Annotated in this window: 20 protein-coding genes; 15 read left to right on the top strand and 5 right to left on the bottom strand. The window is 68.3% G+C overall.

What is annotated here, in order from left to right; translation table 11 throughout:
* Window positions 1–68: 68 nt before the first annotated feature.
* Window positions 69–836: an aspartate/glutamate racemase family protein gene (locus ACZ50Q_RS20140; protein WP_464079387.1), complete on the top strand. Its 768-nt coding sequence runs from the start codon at window positions 69–71 to the stop codon at window positions 834–836.
* Here ACZ50Q_RS20140 and ACZ50Q_RS20135 read toward each other — a convergent pair.
* The 3 genes from ACZ50Q_RS20135 to ACZ50Q_RS20125 form a co-directional block, all read right to left on the bottom strand.
* Complete coding sequence (locus ACZ50Q_RS20135; protein ID WP_464079386.1) at window positions 785–2,062, bottom strand: TRAP transporter large permease; 1,278 nt, start codon at window positions 2,060–2,062, stop codon at window positions 785–787. The genes ACZ50Q_RS20140 and ACZ50Q_RS20135 overlap by 52 nt on opposite strands.
* 35 nt (window positions 2,063–2,097) lie before the next feature.
* The gene (locus ACZ50Q_RS20130) at window positions 2,098–2,598 is read right to left on the bottom strand and encodes a TRAP transporter small permease (protein ID WP_092581635.1); all 501 of its coding nucleotides are present in this window, start codon (window positions 2,596–2,598) and stop codon (window positions 2,098–2,100) included.
* 103 nt (window positions 2,599–2,701) lie between these two features.
* Window positions 2,702–3,676: a TRAP transporter substrate-binding protein gene (locus tag ACZ50Q_RS20125; RefSeq protein ID WP_076519814.1), complete on the bottom strand. Its 975-nt coding sequence runs from the start codon at window positions 3,674–3,676 to the stop codon at window positions 2,702–2,704.
* A 102-nt stretch (window positions 3,677–3,778) separates the two neighbouring features.
* On the opposite strand from ACZ50Q_RS20125, the gene ACZ50Q_RS20120 reads away from it, so the two are divergent.
* The 9 genes from ACZ50Q_RS20120 (at window position 3,779) to ACZ50Q_RS20080 (ending at window position 12,621) form a co-directional block, all read left to right on the top strand.
* Entirely contained in the window at window positions 3,779–6,310 is a 2,532-nt protein-coding gene (locus ACZ50Q_RS20120) for an ABC transporter permease (RefSeq protein WP_464079385.1), read from the top strand.
* The gene (locus ACZ50Q_RS20115) at window positions 6,310–6,732 is read left to right on the top strand and encodes a group II truncated hemoglobin (RefSeq protein WP_464079384.1); all 423 of its coding nucleotides are present in this window, start codon (window positions 6,310–6,312) and stop codon (window positions 6,730–6,732) included. Before ACZ50Q_RS20120 ends, ACZ50Q_RS20115 begins: the two co-directional genes overlap by 1 nt.
* Window positions 6,722–7,453: a 3-deoxy-D-manno-octulosonic acid kinase gene (locus ACZ50Q_RS20110; protein ID WP_076519816.1), complete on the top strand. Its 732-nt coding sequence runs from the start codon at window positions 6,722–6,724 to the stop codon at window positions 7,451–7,453. The genes ACZ50Q_RS20115 and ACZ50Q_RS20110 overlap by 11 nt, the downstream gene beginning before the upstream one ends.
* Window positions 7,454–7,596: 143 nt before the next feature.
* Window positions 7,597–8,700: a polyamine ABC transporter substrate-binding protein gene (locus tag ACZ50Q_RS20105; RefSeq protein ID WP_092581632.1), complete on the top strand. Its 1,104-nt coding sequence runs from the start codon at window positions 7,597–7,599 to the stop codon at window positions 8,698–8,700.
* A gap of 5 nt (window positions 8,701–8,705) precedes the next feature.
* On the top strand, window positions 8,706–9,833 hold the full coding sequence (locus tag ACZ50Q_RS20100) for an ABC transporter ATP-binding protein (protein WP_092581631.1): 1,128 nt from the start codon (window positions 8,706–8,708) through the stop codon (window positions 9,831–9,833).
* Entirely contained in the window at window positions 9,830–10,747 is a 918-nt protein-coding gene (locus ACZ50Q_RS20095) for an ABC transporter permease subunit (RefSeq protein ID WP_464079383.1), read from the top strand. The genes ACZ50Q_RS20100 and ACZ50Q_RS20095 overlap by 4 nt, the downstream gene beginning before the upstream one ends.
* Window positions 10,744–11,553 carry an ABC transporter permease subunit gene (locus ACZ50Q_RS20090; protein ID WP_092581630.1) on the top strand — a complete coding sequence of 270 codons (810 nt, stop codon included), beginning with the start codon at window positions 10,744–10,746 and terminating at the stop codon, window positions 11,551–11,553. Before ACZ50Q_RS20095 ends, ACZ50Q_RS20090 begins: the two co-directional genes overlap by 4 nt.
* Window positions 11,550–11,906: an arsenate reductase gene (locus tag ACZ50Q_RS20085; RefSeq protein WP_464079382.1), complete on the top strand. Its 357-nt coding sequence runs from the start codon at window positions 11,550–11,552 to the stop codon at window positions 11,904–11,906. The genes ACZ50Q_RS20090 and ACZ50Q_RS20085 overlap by 4 nt, the downstream gene beginning before the upstream one ends.
* Window positions 11,875–12,621, top strand: coding sequence for a DNA-3-methyladenine glycosylase (locus ACZ50Q_RS20080; protein ID WP_464079381.1), 747 nt, complete (start codon window positions 11,875–11,877; stop codon window positions 12,619–12,621). The genes ACZ50Q_RS20085 and ACZ50Q_RS20080 overlap by 32 nt, the downstream gene beginning before the upstream one ends.
* Here ACZ50Q_RS20080 and ACZ50Q_RS20075 read toward each other — a convergent pair.
* On the bottom strand, window positions 12,618–13,316 hold the full coding sequence (locus ACZ50Q_RS20075; protein ID WP_254792081.1) for a PhoP regulatory network YrbL family protein: 699 nt from the start codon (window positions 13,314–13,316) through the stop codon (window positions 12,618–12,620). The genes ACZ50Q_RS20080 and ACZ50Q_RS20075 overlap by 4 nt on opposite strands.
* Window positions 13,317–13,415: 99 nt before the next feature.
* Here ACZ50Q_RS20075 and ACZ50Q_RS20070 point away from each other — a divergent pair, with 99 nt between their 5' ends.
* The 5 genes from ACZ50Q_RS20070 to phoU all read left to right on the top strand — a co-directional run bounded on the left by ACZ50Q_RS20070 (window position 13,416) and on the right by phoU (window position 19,862).
* Window positions 13,416–14,834, top strand: a complete 1,419-nt coding sequence (locus tag ACZ50Q_RS20070; RefSeq protein ID WP_371467447.1) for a DNA recombination protein RmuC — start codon at window positions 13,416–13,418, stop codon at window positions 14,832–14,834.
* 119 nt (window positions 14,835–14,953) lie between these two features.
* A complete protein-coding gene (locus ACZ50Q_RS20065; protein ID WP_464079380.1) occupies window positions 14,954–16,483 on the top strand; it encodes an amidase in 1,530 nt (509 codons plus the stop codon).
* Between the two features lie 100 nt (window positions 16,484–16,583).
* Window positions 16,584–18,248: an isovaleryl-CoA dehydrogenase gene (locus ACZ50Q_RS20060; RefSeq protein WP_464079379.1), complete on the top strand. Its 1,665-nt coding sequence runs from the start codon at window positions 16,584–16,586 to the stop codon at window positions 18,246–18,248.
* Window positions 18,249–18,287: 39 nt separating this feature from the next.
* Entirely contained in the window at window positions 18,288–18,968 is a 681-nt protein-coding gene (rpiA, locus tag ACZ50Q_RS20055) for a ribose-5-phosphate isomerase RpiA (protein ID WP_092581626.1), read from the top strand.
* 165 nt (window positions 18,969–19,133) lie between these two features.
* On the top strand, window positions 19,134–19,862 hold the full coding sequence (gene phoU / locus ACZ50Q_RS20050) for a phosphate signaling complex protein PhoU (RefSeq protein ID WP_076519826.1): 729 nt from the start codon (window positions 19,134–19,136) through the stop codon (window positions 19,860–19,862).
* Between the two features lie 19 nt (window positions 19,863–19,881).
* On the opposite strand, the gene ACZ50Q_RS20045 is transcribed toward phoU, so the two are convergent.
* A complete protein-coding gene (locus tag ACZ50Q_RS20045) occupies window positions 19,882–21,834 on the bottom strand; it encodes a phosphocholine-specific phospholipase C (protein WP_464079378.1) in 1,953 nt (650 codons plus the stop codon).
* Window positions 21,835–21,906: the final 72 nt, after the last annotated feature.

The following is a 21,906-nucleotide window of genomic DNA, read 5'->3' as shown; positions in this document are numbered from 1 at the left end:
GAGGGCCGACGCGGGTCGGGTGCATTGTTGACATACTTTGTATACATGCCCTGACGTGCAGAGGACCCATGCCCCACACCCTGGATTGCCCGACGGCCGAACGGTCGGGCCCCGCTCCCTATCGCCTCCTGGTGGTCAATGGCAACACCACCGCTACGCTGACCGACAGCCTGGCGGGCCAGGCGCGCGCCTTCTTCGGCACCGCCGTTCAGTTGCGCGCCGTCACGGCGCCCTTCGGTCCCCCTTATGTCGCCAGCCGCGCGGACGCGGCCATGTCGGCGCATGCCGTGCTGGCCGCGGTCGAAAGCGAGGCGGCGCAGGCCGAGACGCCCTTTGACGCCTGCGTGCTGGCCTGTTTCGGTGAGCCGGGCATCGGCGCGGTGCGCGAGCGCCTGAATGCGCCGGTGGTCGGGATGGCCGAGGCGTCCATCATGACGGCGATGCAGCGCGGCGACCGCTATGCCATCGTGACGGTGGGACAGCGCTGGCCCGGCATGCTGCGCGAGCAGATCCGGCAGTGGGGGGTGGAAGCCCGTTGCGCGGGGATCCACGCGTTGCCGGGCAATGCGCTGGACTACGCGTCCCGGTCAACGGAATCGGCCGCCGTGGTCGCCAACGCGCTGGATTCGGCCGTGGAGCAGGGCGCCGACGTGGTGATCGTGGCGGGGGCTGCGCTGGCGGGCTATCTGCCCAGCCTGCCGCGAGCGCCGCGCGTGCCGGTCATCGATTCGTACCGGGCCGCGCTGGCGCAGGCGCTGGCCCTCGCGTCGCTGGAACGGGCAAATTACTTTGCATACACCAGGTCGCGCAGCCCCAGCGAAAGTCCCGGCCAGTAGGTGATGAGCAGCAGGCACACGATCACGACGGCGACAAACGGGATCAGCGGCTTGATCAGGCGCTCCAGCGGCAGTTTGGCCACCGCGCTGGCGGCGAAGAGGTTCACGCCGAACGGCGGCGTGATCATCCCCAGCGCCAGGTTGACCACCATGATGATCCCGAAGTGCACCGGCTCGACGCCGAATTTCAGCGCTACCGGCAGCAGCAGGGGCGCCAGCACCACGATGGACGCCGAGGTCTCGATGAACATGCCGATCACGAACAGCGCGGCGTTCATGCCCATCAGGAAGGTGAACTTGGTGTCGAAGATCTGGGACAGCCACACGCCCAGCGCGTCCGGCACGCCGGCGCGGTTGAGCAGGAAACTGAAGACGCCCGCGTTGGCGATCACGAACATGATGACGGCGGTGGACACCACCGACTTGTGCAGCGTGACGGAAAGCTGGCGGAAGCTGAGGCGGCGGTAGATGAACTTGCCCACGAACACGGCGTACACGACGGCCACGACCGAGGCCTCCGTGGGGGTGAAGATGCCGCCGTAGATGCCGCCCAGGATGATGACCGGCATCAGCAGCGCCAGCCAGGCGTTCTTGAAGGCCGGCCACAGCGGCAGGCGGCCCTCGCCGTCGCGCTTGCCCAGGTTGTTGCGCTTGGCATAGAGCCAGACGTAGAGCATCAGCGCCGCGCCGATCAGGATGCCGGGCATGACGCCGGCAATGAAGAGCTCGCCGGTGGAGGTGTCGGTGGACACGGCGTACAGGATCATCGGGATCGACGGCGGGATGATCACGCCCAGTTCGGCCGCGCTGGCCTGCAGCGACGCCGCGAAGGGCGCGGGGTAGCCGTGCCGGACCATGGCGGGGATCAGGATCGCGCCGACCGCGAAGGTGGTGGCCACGCTGGAGCCCGCCACAGCAGCGAAGATCATGCAGGTCAGCACGCAGGCGCACGCGAGCCCGCCCTGGATGCCGCCCACCACGCTCTTGGCGAACTCCACCATGCGTTCCGAGATGCCGCCGGCTTCCATCAGGTTGCCGGCCAGGATGAAGAAGGGAATGGCGACGAGGGGATACTTGTCCAGCGCGGCATACAGTTGCTGGGCGACGACCACCCAGGGCAGGCCGGCGGTGCCGACGCCCGCCAGGCTGGCCAGTCCGATCGACACGGCGACCGGCACGGACAGCCCGAAGAAAATCAGCATCGAGACAATCATTAATTGGGACATGGCGATATCTGCTGCAGGGGTTCTGTAGGGACGGCTCAGCCTTGCGCGTCGTTGCGCAGGGGCACGTCTTCTTCTTGGCCGGCGCACCAGCGGGCCAGCACGGCGATGGCGGCCAGCGTGGCGCCCACGGGGATCGCCAGGTAGATCCAGGAAATCGAGATGTCCAGGCTGGGCACGGTCTGGAAGCGCACGCGGTAGGTCATGTTGCCGCCGATCCAGGCCAGAAAGCCCAGGAAGCCGGCGCAGATCAGGCCGATGACGGCTTCGAGCACGCGGCGGCGCTTGCCGCCCAGCAGGTTGCGCAGCAGTTCCACGCTGATCATGGCGCCGTGGCGGAAGGCCAGGGCCACGCCCAGCAGCACGGTCCAGATCAGCAGCGCGCGGGTGAGGACCTCGCTCCAGTCGGCGGGCGATTGCAGCACGAAGCGGGCGATGACCTGGTAGAACGCGGCGGCCGCGGCGGCCACGAGCAATAGTTGGGCCAGGACCGAGACCAGCCTGAAGAGGCCTCGGTCGAAAGCGCAGAGCAAACGCATGGTAAATCCCGGTGGCGATAGACGCGTAAGAGGCGGGGCGGCCACGCGGCGCGCGCCGGTTCCGCCCGCAGGACGAGCGGCCCCGCTGGGGGGCCGCGCCTGCTTACTTGGTGTCGCGGATCGAGTCGATCAGCTTCTTGTCGAACTTCTTGTAGTACTCGGGGTAGGCCGGTTCCACGGCGGCGGCGAAGGCGGCGCGGTCCACTTCCGTCACCTGCATGCCTTCCTTCTTCAGTTGCTCGACGCCCGTCTTTTCGATGTTGTCGACGTAGGCGCGCATGGCCTGCGCCGATTCCTTGCCGGCCTTGTCGAAGTTGGCCTTGTCGGCGGCCGACAGGCCTTCATAGACGTTGGCGGACATCAGCACCAGGGCTGGGCCGTAGACGTGACCGGTCAGGGACAGGTACTTCTGCATCTGCGACAGCTTGGCCGACGTGATCACCGACAGCGGGTTTTCCTGGCCGTCGATCGTGCCCTGCTGCAGGGCGGTGGCGACTTCGGGCCAGGCCATCGGCGTGGGCAGAATGCCGATCTGGCGGAAGGCGGTGATGTGGATCGGGTTCTCGGTGGTGCGGATCTTCAGGCCCTTGGCATCGGCCGGGGTCTTGACCGGACGCACGTTGTTGGTCAGGTGGCGAAAGCCCTGTTCGCCCCAGGCCAGCGCCACGATGCCGCGGCTGGGGAACTTGGCCAGCATGTCCTGGCCGATCTTGCTGTCCAGCACCTTGCGGGCGTGGTCCAGGTCGCGCAGCAGGAAGGGGATGTCGAAAACGCCGGTCTCGGGAACAAAATTCAGGGTGGCGCCTGTCGAAACGATGGCCAGGTCGATCGTGCCGATCTGCAGGCCTTCGATGACTTCGCGTTCGCCGCCCAGCGCGCTGTTGGCGAATTGCTGGACCTTGAACTTGCCGTTGGTGGAGGCCTCGATGGACTTGGCCATCGCTTCGGCGCCGGCGCCGTAGTGCGACGAGGTCGACAGGGCGTAGGCCATCTTCAGGGTGGTCTGGGCCGCCGAGGGCAGGGATGTGGCGGCCGCGCAGGCGGCCAGAATCGTGGCAGCAAGCCAGGATTTACGCATTGTCTTCTCCGGAATTGGTTATCTTTAGGGGCGGCTTTGCCTCCCGCCCCGGGATGATATCGGGATTCGGACGCCCTACAGGCCCTTAGTTAACATAGATGAATGATGGATTTCCCTGATATGTCACAGGCCAAGCGCCCCGGTTTCTGGTCCACATTGCGCCTGGGCGCCCGGATGATGATGCGCGACGCCCGCGCCGGCGAGCTGCGGCTGCTGGTCCTGGCCCTGGTGGTGGCGGTGGCCGCCGTCACCAGCGTGGGGTTCCTGGCCGACCGGGTCGGGCGGGCGCTGGAGCGCGACGCCGGGCAGATGCTGGGCGCCGATCTGGTGCTGGACGCCGACGAGCCCGTTCCCGCGGCGTTCAAGGACGCGGCGCGCGAGCGGGGGCTCACCGTGTCCAGTACATGGCAGTTTCCCTCCATGGTGGGAGCGGGCGACGGCGCGCAGCTCGCGGCGCTGAAGGCCGTGGAGCCGGGCTATCCGCTGCGCGGCGCCTTGCGCGTCGCGGATGCGCCGTTCGCGCCCGATGCCCCCACGCGCGATGTGCCGCCCGAAGGCGCGGTCTGGGTCGACGGCCAGTTGCTGGCGCTGTTGAACCTGAAAGTGGGCGACAGCCTGAATGTGGGCGACGCCCGCCTGCGCATCGACCGCGTCATCACCTATGAGCCCGACAAGGGCATGCAGTTCGTCAACGTCGCCCCGCGCGTGCTGCTGCGCGCCAGCGACCTGCCGGCCACCGGCCTGATCGCGCCCGGCAGCCGCATCGGCTATGCCATGCTGGTCGCCGGCCAGCCCGACGCCGTGGCCGGGTATTCCACCTGGCTGAAACAGAACCTCAAGCGAGGCCAGAAGGTGGCCACGCTGGAATCGGGCCGACCCGAGGTGCGCCGCACCCTGGACCGCGCGCAGCGCTTCCTGTCGCTGGTCGCGCTGCTGGCGGTGCTGATCTCGGCCGTGGCCGTGGCGCTGGCGGCGGGCCGGTACATGACGCGCCACCGCGACGGCATCGCGGTCATGCGCTGCCTGGGCGCCGTGCAGTCCCAGGTCTCGCGCATGCTGACGCTGGAATTCACGCTGGTGGGACTGTTTTCGTCCGCGGCCGGCTGCCTGGTCGGCTACGCGGTGCACCAGGTGCTGGTGATGCTGCTGGGATCGGTCATCGACACGACCTTGCCGGCGCCGTCGGCCATTCCGGCCCTGCAGGGCGTGCTGACCGGGGTGCTGCTCCTGCTGGGGTTCGCCCTGCCGGCGCTGGCGCAACTGCGGCACGTGCCGCCCGCCCGGGTGCTGCGGCGCGATGCGGACACGATCAGCGCGCGCAGCGCCTTCGGCTACACGCTGGGCGCGGCGGGCTTTGCGCTCTTGATCTGGTGGTTCGCGGGCGACGCCAAGCTGGGCGGGGTGGTGGCCGGCGGTTTCCTGGGGGCGTTCGGGGTGTTCGCCCTGGTGGCGTGGCTGTGCATCCTCGGCCTGGCGCGGGTGCGCCGGCTGGCTGCCGGGCTGCCCGCGCTGCGCTTCGCGCTGGCGGGCGTGGTGCGCCGCCGGGCGGCCACCATCACGCAGGTCTGCGCGCTGGCCGTCGGATTGATGGCGCTGCTGTTGCTGACCATGACCCGTACCGACCTGATCCAGGGCTGGCAGCGCACCATGCCGCCCGACGCGCCCAACCGCTTCCTCATCAATGTGCAGCCCGACCAGCGCCAGGCCGTGACGGACGCGCTGACGCGCGAAGGGCTGGGCCGCATCACGCTGTCGCCGATGGTGCGCGGGCGGCTGATCGCCATCAACGGCAAGCCGGTCGGGCCGGACGATTACGAAGAGCCGCGCGCCAAGCGCCTGGTGGACCGCGAGTTCAACCTGTCCTATGGCGAGACGTTGCCTTCCTCCAACCGCATCGAGCAGGGCCGCTGGCTGGCGCCGGGCTCGGCCGAGGTCTCGCTGGAGTCGGGGCTGGCCCAGTCCCTGCGCATCAACCTGGGCGACAAGATGCGTTTCGACGTGGCCGGCCAGCAGGTCGAGGTGGCCGTGACCAGCCTGCGCCGGGTGGATTGGGATACCATGCGCGTCAATTTTTTCGCCATCCTGACGCCCGCCGCGCTGGCCGACATGCCCCAGAGCTGGATCACCTCGTTTTACCTGCCGCCCGACAAGGCGGCAGTGCTGCCCGCCCTGGTGCGGGAGTTCCCGAACCTGACCGTGTTCGACGTGGGCGCCATCCTGCAGCAGTTGCAGTCCGTGCTGAACGAAGTCGGCCGCGCGGTGCAGCTCCTGTTCATGTTCACGCTGGCCGCCGGCGTGCTGGTGCTGTCCGCGGCGCTGACCGCCACGCGCGACGAGCGCATGCGCGAGGCCGCCGTGCTGCGCGCGCTGGGCGCCACGCGGCGCCAGCTTGCCCGGTCCCAGCGCATCGAGCTGTGGGCCGTGGGCGGGCTGGCGGGCCTGCTGGCTGCCGCGGGCGCCACGGCGATCGCTTGGGCTTTATCAACCCTGGTGTTCGACTTCGCCTTTACGCTCAGCCTCTGGCCCTGGCTGGCGGGCATCGGCACGGGCATGCTGGGCGCCTGGGCCGGCGGGGCGCTGGCCCTGCGCGGCGTCCTGCGCACGCCGCCGCTCGTCACCCTTCGAGAAACCTGATGACGTCCCGCGTCCAATCCATTTCAGAACCCGTGGAAAATTCCCGCACCGTGTTTGACCTTCTTGGCGGCGAAGCCGGCGTGCGCGCCCTCGTCGACCGTTTCTATGACCTGATGGACATGGAGCCCGACCTCAAGGAGCTGCGCGCCGCCCACGGCCCCAGCCTGGATGCGGCGCGCGACAAGCTGTTCTGGTTCCTGTGCGGGTACTTCGGCGGTCCGGACCACTATATAGAACGCTTCGGCCACCCCCGGTTGCGGGCGCGCCACCTGCCGTTCTCCATCGGCGAGGTCGAGCGCGACCAGTGGGTGACGTGCATCGGACGCGCCATGCAAGACGAGGGCATCGAGCCCGTCCTGGTCGAGCGCCTGCTCGAATCGTTCTACGGCGTGGCCGACTGGATGCGCAACCGTGAAGGGTGATGATCGTTCCGGCGCGCGGCGCACGTCCTGGACCGGCCCCTTGGCGGGCGCCATGCTCAGCGATGCCGGCCGCCTGGCGGACGCCGGTCCGGAAATCTTCAATCCCGCGCACTACGGCGAACTGGCGCGTCCGGTGGACGCCGGCGGACGCCAGGCTGCGTGGTTCGTGCAGGGCCAGGGCTGGCAGGGCGTGCTGCGGCGCTACCGCCGCGGCGGCATGATCGCCCGCATCAGCCGCGACGCCTATCTCTGGAACGGCGAATCCCGCACGCGCAGCTTCCGTGAATACCGGCTGCTGGCCGCGCTGCGCGCCCAGGGGTTGCCGGTGCCCGCCCCGCTGGCCGCCGCGTACTGGCGGCAGGGCCCGATCTACCGCGCGGCCATCGTCGTCGAGCGCATTCCCGGCGTGCGCCCCTTGGCGCAGGCGCTGTCCGAGCCCCTCTGGCAGCCCGTGGCCGACGCCATCGCGCGCATGCACCGGGCAGGCGTCTGGCATGCCGACCTGAACGCGTTCAACATCCTCATCGGCAATGACGGCCGGGTCTGGCTCATCGATTTCGACCGGGGCACCCAGGGCGCGCTGACCGACCGGCAGCGCCAGGCCAACCTGGAGCGGCTGCGCAGGTCGTTGCGCAAGGTGGGCGGCGAGGCCGGCGAACGGTTCTGGCTGCGGCTGCGGGACAGTTACTGGACGGCGTGGGGCGTTGGAATCCAGCCCTGACCGGCCGATCGGCTCGCGGACGCAGGCCCGGGGAATGGCGCCATTTACCCCCCAAAGTTGGTCAGGTGATCGCTAAAAAGCTTTATCATTTCGCCTTTTGGTACTTCTGTCGCATACGGCATAGAGCAAGGGGGCTGGTCATAATGAAACTGAAGGCGGGAATGCGCTGGGCGCTCGGCGCGGTGCTGGTTGCGGCGGCCACATCGGCGGCCGTGGCGCAGAATAAGGTCGTCAACGTCTACAACTGGGCCGAATACACGGCGCCGGACACGATCCCGGGTTTCGAAAAGGAAACCGGCATCAAGGTCCGCTACGACGTCTACGACAGCAACGACGCGCTGCAGGCCAAGCTGCTGGCCGGCAAGTCGGGTTACGACGTCGTTGTCCCGTCCACCCATTACGCCTCGCGCCAGATCGAGGCGGGCCTCTTCCAGAAGCTGGACAAGTCCAAGATCCCCAACTGGAAGTACCTGGATCCCGAAATCATGGCGCTCGTCGCCACGGTCGATCCCGGCAATGAACACGCCATTCCGTGGGGCTACGGCACCAACGGCCTGGGCTACAACGTCACCAAGGTCAAGCAGATCATGGGCGACGGCGTGGACCTCGCCAGCTGGGACATGCTCTTCAAGCCCGAGAACGCCGCCAAGCTGAAGGAATGCGGCATCTCCATGCTGGACGAAGCCGCGCAGGTCTTTCCGGCCGTGCTCAAGTACCTGGGCAAGGACCCCAACAGCACCAACGCCGCCGACTACCAGGCCGCGATGGAAGTCCTGAAGAAGATCCGCCCGTACATCCGCCAGTTCAGCTCGTCGGGCTACATCGACGAGCTGGCCGTGGGCGACCTGTGCATGGTCTACGGCTTCTCCGGCGACGTCATGATCGCGCGCAAGCGCGCGCAGGACGCCAAGAAGCCCTACGAAGTGAACTACTTCATTCCCAAGGGCGGCGCGCCCGCGTGGTTCGACCTGATGGTCATCCCCAAGGACGCCCCGCACCCCGAAGAGGCGCTGGCCTTCATCAACTACATCGAGACGCCGAAGGTCCACGCGGCCATCACCAACACCATGTTCTACCCCAACGCCAACAAAGAGGCGCGGCAGTACGTGAACAAGGACGTGGCCGACAATCCCATGATCTACCCGCCGGCCGAGGTCTCCAAGACGCTGTACGTGATCAAGGCGCTGCCCTTGAACATCGCGCGCCTGCAGAACAAGTTGTGGTCCGAGCTGAAGTTGGGAAATTAGTCATCATGAACGACAGCCGTTACTCGGCGCCGCACTCGGCGGACCCGGACGAGTTCGTCCGGGTCTCCGACGTGGTGAAGATCTTTGGCGACGTGGTTGCCGTGCGTTCCGTCAACCTGTCCGTCAAGCGCAACGAAATCTTCGCGCTGCTGGGCAGCTCCGGCAGCGGCAAGTCCACCTTGCTGCGCATGCTGGCGGGTTTCGAAGAAACCACCTCGGGCCAGATCCTGCTCGATGGCGAGGACATCACCAGCGTGCCGCCGTACCGCCGGCCCGTGAACATGATGTTCCAGTCGTATGCGCTGTTCCCGCACATGACGGTCGAGGCCAACGTGGCCTTCGGCCTCAAGCAGGAAGGCGTGGACCGCGCGGAAATCCATGACCGCGTGTTCGAGGCGCTGGACCTGGTGCAGATGGCGGGCTATTCCCGCCGCAAGCCCAACCAGCTCTCCGGCGGGCAGCAGCAGCGCGTGGCGCTGGCGCGCAGCCTGGTCAAGCGTCCCAAGCTGCTGTTGCTGGACGAGCCCATGTCGGCGCTGGACAAGCAGATCCGCCAGAAGACGCAGATCGAGCTCGTCAAGATCCTGGAGCAGGTCGGCGTGACCTGCATCATGGTCACCCACGATCAGGAAGAGGCCATGACCATGGCGCACCGCCTGGCCGTCATGACCGAAGGCCAGATCGTCCAGTGCGGTACGCCCCAGGACGTCTACGCCTTCCCGAATTCGCGCTTCGTCGCCAGTTTCATCGGTTCGACCAACATGTTCACCGGCACCATCGTGGTCGACGAACCCGACCACGTCGCCATCGAATGCGCCGAATTGAGCCGGCCGCTCTACGTGAACCACGGCGTGAGCGAGCCCCTGGGCATGGAAGTGCACGTGTCCATCCGCCCCGAGCGCCTGCTGGTGTCGCGCGAGCAGCCCGACGGTGACTACAACTGGGCGCACGGCATGGTCAGCCACATGGCCTGGATGGGCAGCTACGCGCTCTATCAGATCCGCCTGGATTCCGGCAAGACGGTCGAGGCCAGCGTGCCCAGCCGCCTGCTCGCCCAGATGGATGCGCCGGGCATCGACGAAGAGATCTTCGTGAGCTGGGACGCCGACAGCGCGACGGTGCTTGCGTCATGATCCGCTTTTCGCCCCGCGACTGGCTCCCGTCGGGCCGGGCCCTGGCCGTGGTGCCGCCGTTTGCCTGGCTGGTGCTGTTCCTGCTGCTGCCCTTCCTGCTGGTGCTGAAGATCAGCTTTGCCGAAATGAAATTCGGCATTCCGCCCTACACGTCGCTGGCGCAGTTCCAGGACGAGGCCATCCAGTTCAGCCTGCACCTGCGCGGCTACATCCTGCTGTTCACGGAAGACCAGTACGTCCGGACCTACCTCAGCTCGGTGAAGATCGCCGGCATCACCACGCTGGTCTGCGTGCTGATCGGCTATCCCATCGCGTACTACATCGCGCGTTCCTCGGCGCGGGTGCGCAACCTGTTGCTGCTGGCGGTGATCCTGCCATTCTGGACCTCGCTGCTGCTGCGCGTGTATGCCTGGGTGGGCATCCTGCGCAACGACGGCCTGCTCAACAACCTGCTGCAGGGCCTGGGCCTGATCTCCAGTCCGCTCGAGATCTACCGCACCGACCTCGCGGTGTACATCGGCATGGTCTATGCCTATCTGCCGTTCTTCATCCTGCCGCTGTACGCGACGCTGGTGAAGATGGACCTGCGCCTGCTGGAAGCCGCCTACGACCTGGGCGCCAAGCCCTGGCAGGCGTTCTGGCAGATCACGGTGCCGATGTCGCGCCAGGGCGTGATCGCGGGCGCCATGCTCGTGTTCATCCCCGCCGTGGGCGAATACGTGATTCCGGAAATGCTGGGCGGCGCCAACACGCTGATGATCGGACGCGTGATGTGGAATGAATTCTTCAACAACGCCGACTGGCCGATGGCCTCGGCCGTGACGTGCGTGATGGTGCTGCTGCTGCTCGTGCCGCTGGTTTATTTCCAGTACAGCCAGGTCAGGCAGCAGCGCCAGGCCGGAGGCCGCGCATGAACGGTCCCAACAAGACGCTGCGCGCCCTGGTCCTGGGACTGGGCTACTTCTTCCTGTACGTGCCCATCCTCAGCCTGATGGTGTTTTCGTTCAACGAATCCCCGTCCGTCACGTCGTGGACGGGGTTTTCGCTGCGCTGGTATCACTCGCTGGTCAACGACGACGCGCTGCTGCGCGCGGCATGGCTGTCGTTCCGCATCGCCGTGCTGACGGCCACCGCGGCGGTCATCATCGGCACCTGGGCCGGCTACGTGCTGAGCCGCATGGGGCGCTTTCGCGGCTTTGCGCTGTACGTGGGCATGCTGAGCGCACCGCTCGTGATCCCCGAGGTCGTGCTGGGCATCTCGCTGTTGTTGATGTTCGTGGAACTGCGCGGCACGCTGGGCTGGCCCGAGCAGAACGGCATGTTCACGATCTGGGTGGGACACGTGACGCTGTGCATGGCCTTCGTGGCCGTCGTCATCCAGACCCGCATCCGCGACCTAGACCGCTCGCTGGAAGAAGCGGCGCTGGACCTGGGCGCCACGCCGATCACCGTGTTCTTCAAGATCACGCTGCCGCTCATCGCACCCGCGCTGGCGTCGGCCTGGCTGCTGTCGTTCACGCTGTCGCTGGACGACGTCGTCATCGCGTCGTTCCTGTCCGGCCCCGGGTCCAGCACGCTGCCCATGGAGGTTTTCTCCCGGGTCCGCCTGGGACTCAAGCCCGAGATCAACGCGCTGGCCACCCTGTTCATCCTGGCGGTGGGCACCTGCGTGATCCTCGCCAACCGCATGCAATGGCGCAAGGAGTCCGAATCCAAATGAAGCAAACCACCCTGTATGGCCTGGCCAAGTGCAGCACCTGCGTCAAGGCCCGCGACTGGCTCACCGAGCACGGCGTCGATCACGCCTTCGTCGACTACCGCGACGATCCGGTGCCGGCCGCCACGCTCAAGTCCTGGTCCGAGCAGGTCGGGGGCTGGGAAAAGCTGGTCAACCGCGCCTCGATGACCTGGCGCAATCTGCCCGAAGACCGCAAGACGGCCCAAACCGACGCGCAATGGACCAAGCTGATCGCCGAGTACCCGGCGCTGGTGCGCCGCCCGGTCACGGTGACGCCGGATGGCGAGGTGAGCGTTGGCTTCAGTGAAAAGCGCTACGGCGAACGTTTCGCCTGAGTCCACGGGGCAGGCCGGCCGCGCGCTGCCCGACGCCTTCTTCGACCGCGATGCGGCCCAGCTTGCGCGCGAGCTGCCGGGCAAGGTGATCCGCCACCGGGTCGGCGGCCTGTGGCTGTCGGCCCGCATCATCGAGACCGAAGCCTACTATCTGGAAGAGCGGGGCAGCCATGCCTCGCTGGGCTACACCCACAAGCGCCGCGCCCTGTTCATGGACGGCGGCACCATCTATATGTATTACGCGCGGGGCGGGGATTCGCTGAATTTCAGCGCGGGCGGTCCCGGCAATGCCGTGCTGATCAAGTCCGCTTATCCCTGGACCGATGCGCTGTCCGGGCCCGAGGCGCTTGCCCGCATGCGCGAACTGAACCCCGACGCGCAAGGCCGGCCGCGGCCGCTGGGCGCGCTCTGCGCGGGCCAGACGCTGCTTTGCCGATCGCTGGGCCTGAAGGTGCCGGATTGGGACGCCCGCCGTTTCGATCCTCAAGCGCTGTATGTCGAGGACGTGGGCGAGGCGCCGCCTTACCTGGTGTGCACCACCCGGCTGGGCATTCCGGCCGGGCGCGACGAACACCTGAGCTATCGGTTCGTGGACCCGGCCTACGCCGCCTTCTGCACGCGCAATCCGTTGCGGCGCGGCCAGCGCGCCGGGCATGACTATGTCTGGGTGGACCGCCAGGGCATCATCCTGCCCGAGGCGCCGGCGGGCGGCTAGAAGCCGGCTTCGCGCACGCGCCTGGCCAGCGATTCGCGCAACTGCGCATACTTGCGCTGGATACGCCGGCGATTGAGCCGCTTGCTCCAGGCATACAGCGGAATCAGGGGCAGCACGCCGAAGCCGTCGATTAGATACAGCCCCGGTTTGCCGTCGGCGTTCAGGCCCACTGCGATATTGCTGGCCGACATGTCGTGCACCACGACATGCGCGTCGGCAAGATCGTCGAAGAATTCATCCAGTTGCGCCTTCAGGGCATCGTCCAGCTGGCCCTTGAGTGCCAGGTCGGTCACCGTCGGCGCCATGTTGCCGGCGCCATCGGTGATCTTTTCGACCACCAGGCCCAGGCCCAGCGAGGTTTGCGCAACGCCGACCACGCGCGCCATCGGCACCTGCCATACGCCGGAGGGGCGGGTGGTGGTGGTGACGTATTCCGAGATTTCGTTCAGGTAGACGCGGTAGGCGCTTTCGCGCTGATACTGCTTGTACCAGCGCTTGAACGGCCGGGCATCCAGGTAGATGGCGCGCGCGCGCATGTCCATGACCTTGACGAGCAGGGCCGGCGAATGCGGGTGCTGGAAGATGTGGCGGTCCCCGCCCGTGGCCAGCGGCGTTTCCGAATCCAGGTCCAGCGGTCCGAACACGGATTGGAAGGAAACGTCAGGCGTGCAGGCGGAGCGATCGGCGGAGTTCAATGCGGCGGGCGGATCTGTTGGGCTGGCCGCCAGTGTAATCCGGTTGTCCTTGCCGCGTCTTTCCGCCCGCCGCTGCAATCGGCTGGAACGCGGGGCGGGATGAGTCCTACAATTCGCGCTTTGGAGACGCCTCTTTTGAACGACATTCTGCTTTGGGTCGCCGCCGGCGGCGCCGTGCTGGCCTTTGTGGCCGCGGTGCTGGCGTGGCTGCGTCCGTCCGCTTCCGATGCCCGCCTGGACGCCGTGCTGGAGGGCCTGGAGAGAACCGAGCGCGCGCTGCGCGCAGACATCGCGGAGGGCCAGCGCGGCCTGCGCAGCGAGTTTTCCGACTCCACGCGCGCCCTGCGCGTGGAACTGTCGCAGTCGCATGGCGACTTGCGCGCGGGCCTGTCGCGCGACGCGCAGGCCGCGCGCGCCGAATCGGCCGAATCGCTGGCGCGCTTTGCCGCGGGGTTTTCGGAGCAGTTGCAGGGACTCATCCAGATCAACGAGCGGCGCCTGATGGAAGTGCGCGCCACCGTGGACCAGCGTCTGCAGTCGCTGCAGTCGGACAACAGCGCCAAACTGGACGAGATGCGCCGCACCGTGGACGAAAAGCTGCACGCCACGCTGGAGCAGCGGCTCGGTGAATCCTTCAAGCTGGTCTCCGACCGCCTGGAGGCCGTGCACAAGGGGCTGGGCGAAATGCAGGCGCTGGCGGCCGGGGTGGGGGACCTGAAGCGGGTGCTGACCAACGTGAAGTCCCGCGGCACGTGGGGCGAAGTGCAACTGGCCAGGCTGATCGAAGACAACATGACGCCCGACCAGTATGCCGCCAACGTCAAGCCCGTCCCGGGCAGCGACGCGGCCGTCGAATTCGCGATCCGCCTGCCTGGCCGCGGCGACGGCGGCGATCCCGTCTGGCTGCCGATCGACGCCAAGTTTCCCAAGGAAGAGTACGAGCGCCTCATGGACGCGCAGGAAGCGGCGGACGCCGAGGGCGTGAAGATGGCCGGAGCCGCGCTGGGCAGGGCGGTCGAAGTGCAGGCGCGCCTGATCGCCGGCAAATACATCGCACCGCCCCACACCACCGACTTCGCGATCATGTTCCTGCCCACGGAAAGCCTGTATGCCGAGGTGCTGCGCCGGCCCGGCCTGCTGGACAAGCTGCATGACCTGCGCGTCAATGTGGCGGGTCCGAGCAATCTGGCGGCGCTGCTGAACAGCCTGCAGATGGGCTTCCGCACGCTGGCGATCGAGCAGCGTTCGTCCGAGGTGTGGCAGGTGCTGCGCGCGGTCAAGACCGAATTCGGCAAGTTCGGCGAATCCCTGGCCAGCGTCAAGAAGACCCTGGACACGGCCAGCAACAAGATCGGGCAGACCGAAGTGCGCACCCGCGCGATGCTCCGGAACCTGAAGGGCGTGGAAGCGCTGCCCGAGGCCGATGCGCTGCGCCTGCTGGGCACGGACGCGGCCGACGCGGCGCAGGCCGACGAGGACACCGACGCGCCCCGCGCGCCGTCCGCCGGCGCCGCCTGAAACGGGCGTCCGGAAGATTCGGACCCATTCCCGCCCGGGGGCGCGCTTGTTGCCCGTCCCGGCAGCCGATATCCTCATGCATGCGGCACTTCGCCGTCGATCCCTGGAGCATCGTCAGCATGAGCATCGCAGAACGCCATGATTCCTCTCCCCTCGACGCGACGGCGCTGGGCGCCGACATCGCCCAAGGCGCCACCACGGCGCTGGCTGCCATGCAGCAGGCGCTGGAGCGCGTCGCGGCCCGCAACCCGTCCATCAACGCGGCCTGCGGCGTGCAGGCGGAAGCCGGCCTGCGGCTGGCGCAGGCGCTGGACGACGAACTGGCGTCCCTGTCGTCCGACCAGCGCCTGGCGCAGTTGCGCGACCGGCCGTTCCTGGGCGTGCCCACCCTGCTCAAGGACCTGGGCACCGCCGCCATCGGCCTGCCCAGCGCGATGGGCTCGGTGCTGTACGGCCAGGTGCAGTGGAATGTCGACGCCGACCTCGTCAAGCGCTATCGCCGCGCCGGCCTGATTCCTTTCGGCCGCACCACCAGCGCCGAACTTGGCCTGAGCCCCACGACGGAATCCCCCGTCTACGGACCGGCCACCCAGAACCCCTGGAAGCGGGGCCACAGCGCCGGCGGCTCCAGCGGCGGCGCGGGCGCGGCGCTGGCCAGCGGCATGGTGCGCATCGCGCATGGCAGCGACGGCGGCGGCTCGATCCGCATTCCGGCGTCGTGCTGCGGCGTGCTGGGCCTGAAGCCCTCGCGCGGCCTGATGCCGCTGGGCCCGCTCAAGGGCGAGGGCTGGGGCGGCCTGGCCACCGAACACATGATGACCCTGTCCGTCCGCGACTGCGCGGCCTCGCTCGACATCAGCGCGGGCGCCGACGTGGGCGCGCCGTATGCCGCGCCCGCCCAGCCCCCGGAATCCTTCCGCGCGGTGGTGGCCCGGGTGGCCGCGGATCCGCGCGCGGCGCCCCGGCGGCGCATCGCCTTCGTCAACACCACCTACGAAGGCGGCGCCATCCATCCCGACGTGGCTGCCACGCTGGACGAGGCCGCCGCGTTCCTCGCCGCGCTGGGGCACGAACTGGTGCCGGCCGCGCCGCCCGTGGGCTCCGAGGAAGTCCTGTCGCCCATGCTGCCGCTGATCGCCAGCGCGGCGGCCAATGCCATCGACAGTTTCGTCGCCGCGCGGGGCAGGCGCCTGGCCGCCGACGAACTGCAACCCACCACACTGGGCGCGCGCGAATACGCCCGCGCAATCTCCGGCGCGCAATACGTGGCCTGCGTCGATACCTGCCACGAGATCACCCGGCGCGTCGGGCGATTCCTGCATCGCGATGGCGCCCAGGGCTTCGACCTGTTCCTCAGCCCGGTGCTGGCGCAGCCGCCCGCGCCCATCGGCCGCTACGCCATGGACAACGCCGACTATCTGGCCTACCGTCTGGGCAAGAAGGGCGTCATAGGCTATTCGCCGTTTGCGCCGCTGGCCAACCTGACGGGCATGCCGGCCATTTCCATTCCGTTCGGCATGTCCGCCGACGGGTTGCCGATCGGCATCCAGGTCATGGGGCCGCTCGGCGCCGAGGCGCAACTGCTGGAACTGGCCGCGCAGATCGAGGCCCTGCGGCCCTGGACGCTGACGGCGCCCATGGCTGTCTAGCGCCGGGGCCCGCGGGGCAGGCCGCGCCGCGCATACGGGCATACGGGCATACGGGCATACGTCCATGCGGCGCGGCGGCCGATCGAATCAGGGGGATTCCATGTCATCGTTCGCGACGCACACCGTGTTCAACCAGGTTCCGCCCCTGGAAGACTATTCCCTGTACGACACCGATCCCGCCCTGCGCGAGGCCGTGCGCCGCGAGGGCGCGCAGGCCTGGGCGGGCGACCTGAACGCCCACGGCGCCTGGCTGGGCCGCGCGCAGACGTTGGCCGCGGGGGCCGAGGCCAATCGCAGTCCGCCGCGCCTGGTCAGCTACGACCGGGCGGGCCATCGCGTCGACCGCATCGAGTTCCACCCCGCCTGGAACCTGCTCATGACCGGCATCATGGCCCGCGGCCTGCACAGCCGCGCCTGGATGCAGCCCGCGCCGGGAGCGCAGGTGGCGCGCGCGGCCGCCTACCTGATGCAGGGCCAGGTCGAGGCCGGCACCCTGTGCCCCACCACCATGACCTTCGCCGCCGTGCCGCTGCTGCAGCGCGAGCCCGCCGGCGTGGTGGACTTCGCCGGCCAGTGGCTGCCCGCGCTGTATTCGCGGGAATTCGACCCCGCCGATGCGCCGCTCGGCGCCAAGCGCAGCGCCCTGATCGGCATGGGCATGACGGAAAAGCAGGGCGGCTCGGACCTGCGGGCGGTCACGACGCGCGCCATGCCGCTGGGCGCGCCCGGGCGCGGTTGCGCGTATCAGCTCGTGGGGCACAAATGGTTCTTCTCGGTGCCGCAGGCCGATGCGCACCTGGTGCTGGCCCAGACGGACGAGGGCCTCTGCTGCTTTCTCGTTCCGCGCTGGATCCCCGACGGCCCGCGCAACGCCGTGCGCGTGCGGCGCCTGAAGGACAAGCTGGGCAATTGCAGCAACGCCAGCTCGGAGGTCGAGTTCGAAGAGGCCTGGGGTGTCATGGTCGGCGAGCCCGGACGCGGCCTGTCGGTGCTGCTCGAAATGGCGGGCACGACGCGGCTGGACTGCGTGCTGGGCAGCGCCGCGCTGTTGCGCCAGGCGCTGGCGCAGTCGGCGCACCATGCGCTGCACCGCCAGGCGTTTGGCAAGCGGCTGGTCGAACAGCCGCTGATGCGCAATGTGCTTGCGGACCTGGCCCTGGAAAGTGAAGCGGCCATGGCGCTGGCCCTGCGCCTGGCGCGGGCCGTGGACGAACGCGCCGACGCCGGCGCGCGCGCGCTGGTGCGCGTGGGCACGCCTGCCGCCAAGCTCTGGGTCTGCAAGCGCGCGGTGGCCGCCGTGGCCGAGTGCATGGAGGTCTGGGGCGGCAATGGCTACGTCGAAGACGGGCCGATGCCCCGGCTCTATCGGGAAACGCCGGTCAATTCCATCTGGGAAGGCTCGGGCAACGTGATGGCGCTGGACGTGCTGCGGGCGTTGCAGCGCGAACCTGAGGCGCTGCCCGCGCTGGAGGCCGAACTGGCGCGCGCCGCGGGGCAGCACCGCGGTTACGACGAGGCCCTTGGGCGCTGGCGCGCGCTGCTGGCGGACACCGAGCAGGCTCCCTTCCAGGCGCGGCGGATCGCCGGCGGCCTGGCACGCCTGTGGCAGGCCGCCTTGCTCATCGAGCACGCGCCCGCCGCGGTGTCGGACGCCTTCGTGGCCAGCCGCCTGCAGGCGCCGGGGGGCATGTTTGGTGAAATGCCCGCCGGCGCCGACGCGCACGCGATCCTCGCGCGCGCCTGGCCCGAAACCGCCGCATGCTAAATTTCCTGGCTCACGCAACTTTTCCGCACTTCTACCGCCATGCTCTCCCAGCAAGAACTCAAGCAGCAAGCCGCTGACGCGGCCCTGGAATTCGTCGAACAGGTCGCCGGCCCGGACGCCATCATCGGCGTGGGCACCGGTTCCACGGCTGACCTGTTCATCGACGGCCTGGCGCGATTCAAGGGCCGCATCGGCGGCACGGTGGCCAGTTCCGAGCGCAGCGCGGCCCGTCTGGCGGGCCATGGCCTGAAAGTGCTGGACCTGAACGACGTCTCCACCATGCCCATCTACGTGGACGGCGCCGACGAGATCAACGCCAACCTGCACATGATCAAGGGCGGCGGCGGCGCGCTGACGCGCGAGAAGATCGTGGCCTCGGTGGCCGAACGCTTCATCTGCATCGCCGACGAATCCAAGCTGGTCCAGACGCTGGGCAAGTTTCCGTTGCCGCTCGAAGTCATTCCGATGGCGCGGGAATCCGTTGCCCGCGCGCTGACTGCGCTGGGTGGACAGCCCCGGCTTCGCGAGGGCTTTGTCACGGACAACGGCAACATCATCCTGGACGTGTCCGGGCTGTCCATCACCGACGCGCCCGCGTTCGAAGCCATCGTCAACAACCTGCCGGGCGTCGTGACCTGCGGCCTGTTCGCGCTGTCGGGCGCCGACGTGGCGCTGCTGGCCACCCAGAACGGCATCCGCCGCCTGGACCGCGCCGGCTGATCAGACGCTGGCCTGCAGGCCCCGCCGATCCGCCTTGCCGGGGGCGGGGCCTCGATTCATAATCCTGTCACACTTGGGTCATAACCTTGCCGGTTGTGCAGGCCCATCTCGTAACCTCTTTTATTTCGGGGCAATGCAATGAGATCAACCACGCAGGGAGCCCGGATGACGGAGCATACAAACAAGCAGTTCGACGCCGATCTGGAGAGCGTCCGTTCGCAATTCTTGCAAATGGGCGGCGTGGTGGAAGCCATGATCCAGGAGGCGATCGACGCGCTGGCCAGCGGCGATATGTCGCTGGTCGATAAGGTTCGCGAGCGGGAAAAGGAAGTCAACCGCCACGAAGTCGAGATCGACGAAAGCATCAGCCGCATCCTGGCCCGGCACCAGCCCACCGCCATCGACCTGCGCATGCTGATGGCCGTGTCCAAGATGCTGACCGACATGGAGCGTTCCGGCGACGAGGCCGAGAAAGTCGCCACCGTTGCCCGCCGCGTCCATGAAGGCGAACTGCGCCACATTCCCGTGATCGAACTGCGCCACATGGCCGCCGCCGTGCGCACCATGCTGCACCAGGCGCTGGATGCGTTCGCTCGCCTCGATCCCATCCTGGCCGCCGCCGTCGTGCGCAGCGACAAGGAAGTGGATAAGGAATGGAAGGGCGCGCTGCGCCATCTGATTACCTACATGATCGAAGATCCGCGCACCATTTCGCGCGCCATCGACATGATCTTCATCGCGCGCGCGCTCGAACGCATCGGCGACCACGCCAAGAACATGTCCGAGCGCGTGATCTACATGGTCAAGGGCGCCGACGTGCGCCACACCGGCGTGAAGAACACCGAGCGCCTGGCGCGCGGTGAAGAAGAGTCCGAGGACACCTCGGACCAGTAAGCGCCCATCGCCTGCCGCCTCAAAGCGGCAGCGCCGATCCCTGGCACAGCCGGGGATCCGGCACACCCGGCTTGCCGCCGTCGATGCGACCGGCAAGTCGGCGTCCGAAGCCCGGCATCGCCGGCGCACCCACCTCCAGGTCGTACCATCCCTCGCAGCCCGCGTACTTGAGCTCGACCGCGCCGCCCGCGGGCACGTGCGCCATGGCGCGCCAGCCGTCCTGCATGTGCGATTCGACCCTGACCGGTTGCGGCGTGTCGCCGTGGTTGACCAGCCGCAGGCGCAGGCCCGAGGTCACGGGCACGAGCTGCGCTTCCAGCATGCCCGCGTCCTGCGCATCGCCGCGGAACTGGCGGTGAAAACCGTCCGGCCCCAGCAGCCACAAGTCATATGCGCCGTTTTCCGCCAGCCGCCAGCCGTCGTCCAGCCGCGCGCCCGCGCCCACCGTGTAGCGCCGGGGCGCCCGCGCCAGCGCAAGACGGTCATAGACGTGCAGCACGGCGCCCGCGCTGCCCGGATTGCGCAGCGTCAGCCGGTAATGTTCGGCATCGGCCGCCATCTTGCCCACGGCCTCCAGCGCGTAGGGCAAAGGACAGGTGTGGCGGTTGCTGTCGGGATGATGCGGCCCCCGGTCGCCCGCGAAATCGAAGGCCGACGTCAGGTCGCCCGCCACCGTCCGGCGCCAGGCGCTGATGTTGGGTTCGGCGACGCCGAAGCGCGCTTCCAGGAATCGGAGCACGGAGGTGTGGTCGAACACCTGCGAATTGACCCAGCCGCCCCGGCTCCAGGGCGAAACCACCAGCATGGGCACGCGCGGACCCAGCCCGAAGGCGCGGCCATGCAGGGCCGCGGGATCGTCCGGCGTGGACGCGCTGGGGCCGTGCCGCGCGTCGTGGTATTCGCCGTCGAGTTCGACGGTGGACAGGCCGCCCGATTCGCCGTCCGGATGGCGCGCGGGCGGCGCGGGCGGCGGCATGTGGTCGAAGAAGCAATCGTTTTCGTCATAGGTGACGAACAGCACGCACCGGCTCCACGTTCCGGGGTCCCGCGTCAGGATGTCCAGCACGCGCTCGGTGTAGGCGCCGCCCTGGCGGGGAGCGGACACTTCGGGGTGCTCCGAATCCGCCGCGGACGCGATGATCCAGGACACGGCGGGCAGCGTGCCCTGCGCCACGTCGCGGGCCAGATCGTCCAGGGTGCGGGTGGCCAGCGCGCGGTCGCGCAGCGGCGCATCGGCCGCCGCGCTCGCGTGCTGGCTGCGGTACTGCCTGAAGCCGGCGAGCGGGTTGTCGTTGTAGTTGTCCGCCATGTCCTGGTAGATGCGCCAGTCCACGCCCGCCGCCTGCAGCCGTTCCGGATAGGTGGTCCAGGCGTAGCCCTCGGTGGCCGGCCCGAGCCGGTCATAGGTGTTGACGAGCGCCGGTCCACCTGCCGCGCCCTGTGGATCGTTGGTCCCCGTCCACAGGAACAGGCGGTTCGGGTTGGTGCCGGCCTGGATCGAACAGTGATAGGCATCGCACACCGTGAAGGCATTGGCCAGCGCCGTCTGGAATGGCACGTCGGCGCCTTGGTAGGCGCCCATGCCGAGCCGGCTCTTGGCGGACAGCCATTGGTCCATGCGGCCGTCGTTCCAGGCGCGCTGCGCGTCGTCCCAGGTGTGCGGCGTGATGTAGCCCACCGGCGTGTCGCTGGCGTACTCCGGCTGCAGGTCGTAGGGACGGCAGCGGGCCTGGCCGTCCGCCTGCGTCATGACCGTGCCCGCCGGGGTGGGGGCCGGATGCGGATCGGCAAAGCCGCGCACGCCCGGCAGCGTGCCGAAATAGTGGTCGAAGGACCGGTTTTCCTGCATCAGGATGACGACGTGGCGCACGTCTCGCAGCGTGCCGGTCGTGCGATCGGGTTCGATCCGCAGGGCGCGCTCGATGACGGGGGACGGGTCAGGTGCGATGGGCAGGCGCGATTCTTCTTTCATGACAGCGTTAATACGGTCAGCGGTCTGTGAATCTTAAGGTCTTGGGGGGCCGAGATCTTGAGGGTGCATGCG

Source organism: Achromobacter sp. T5-5 (assembly GCF_055397965.1).
Note: the sequence above shows the minus strand (reverse complement) of the source record. Positions and strands in the feature narration are given on the sequence as shown.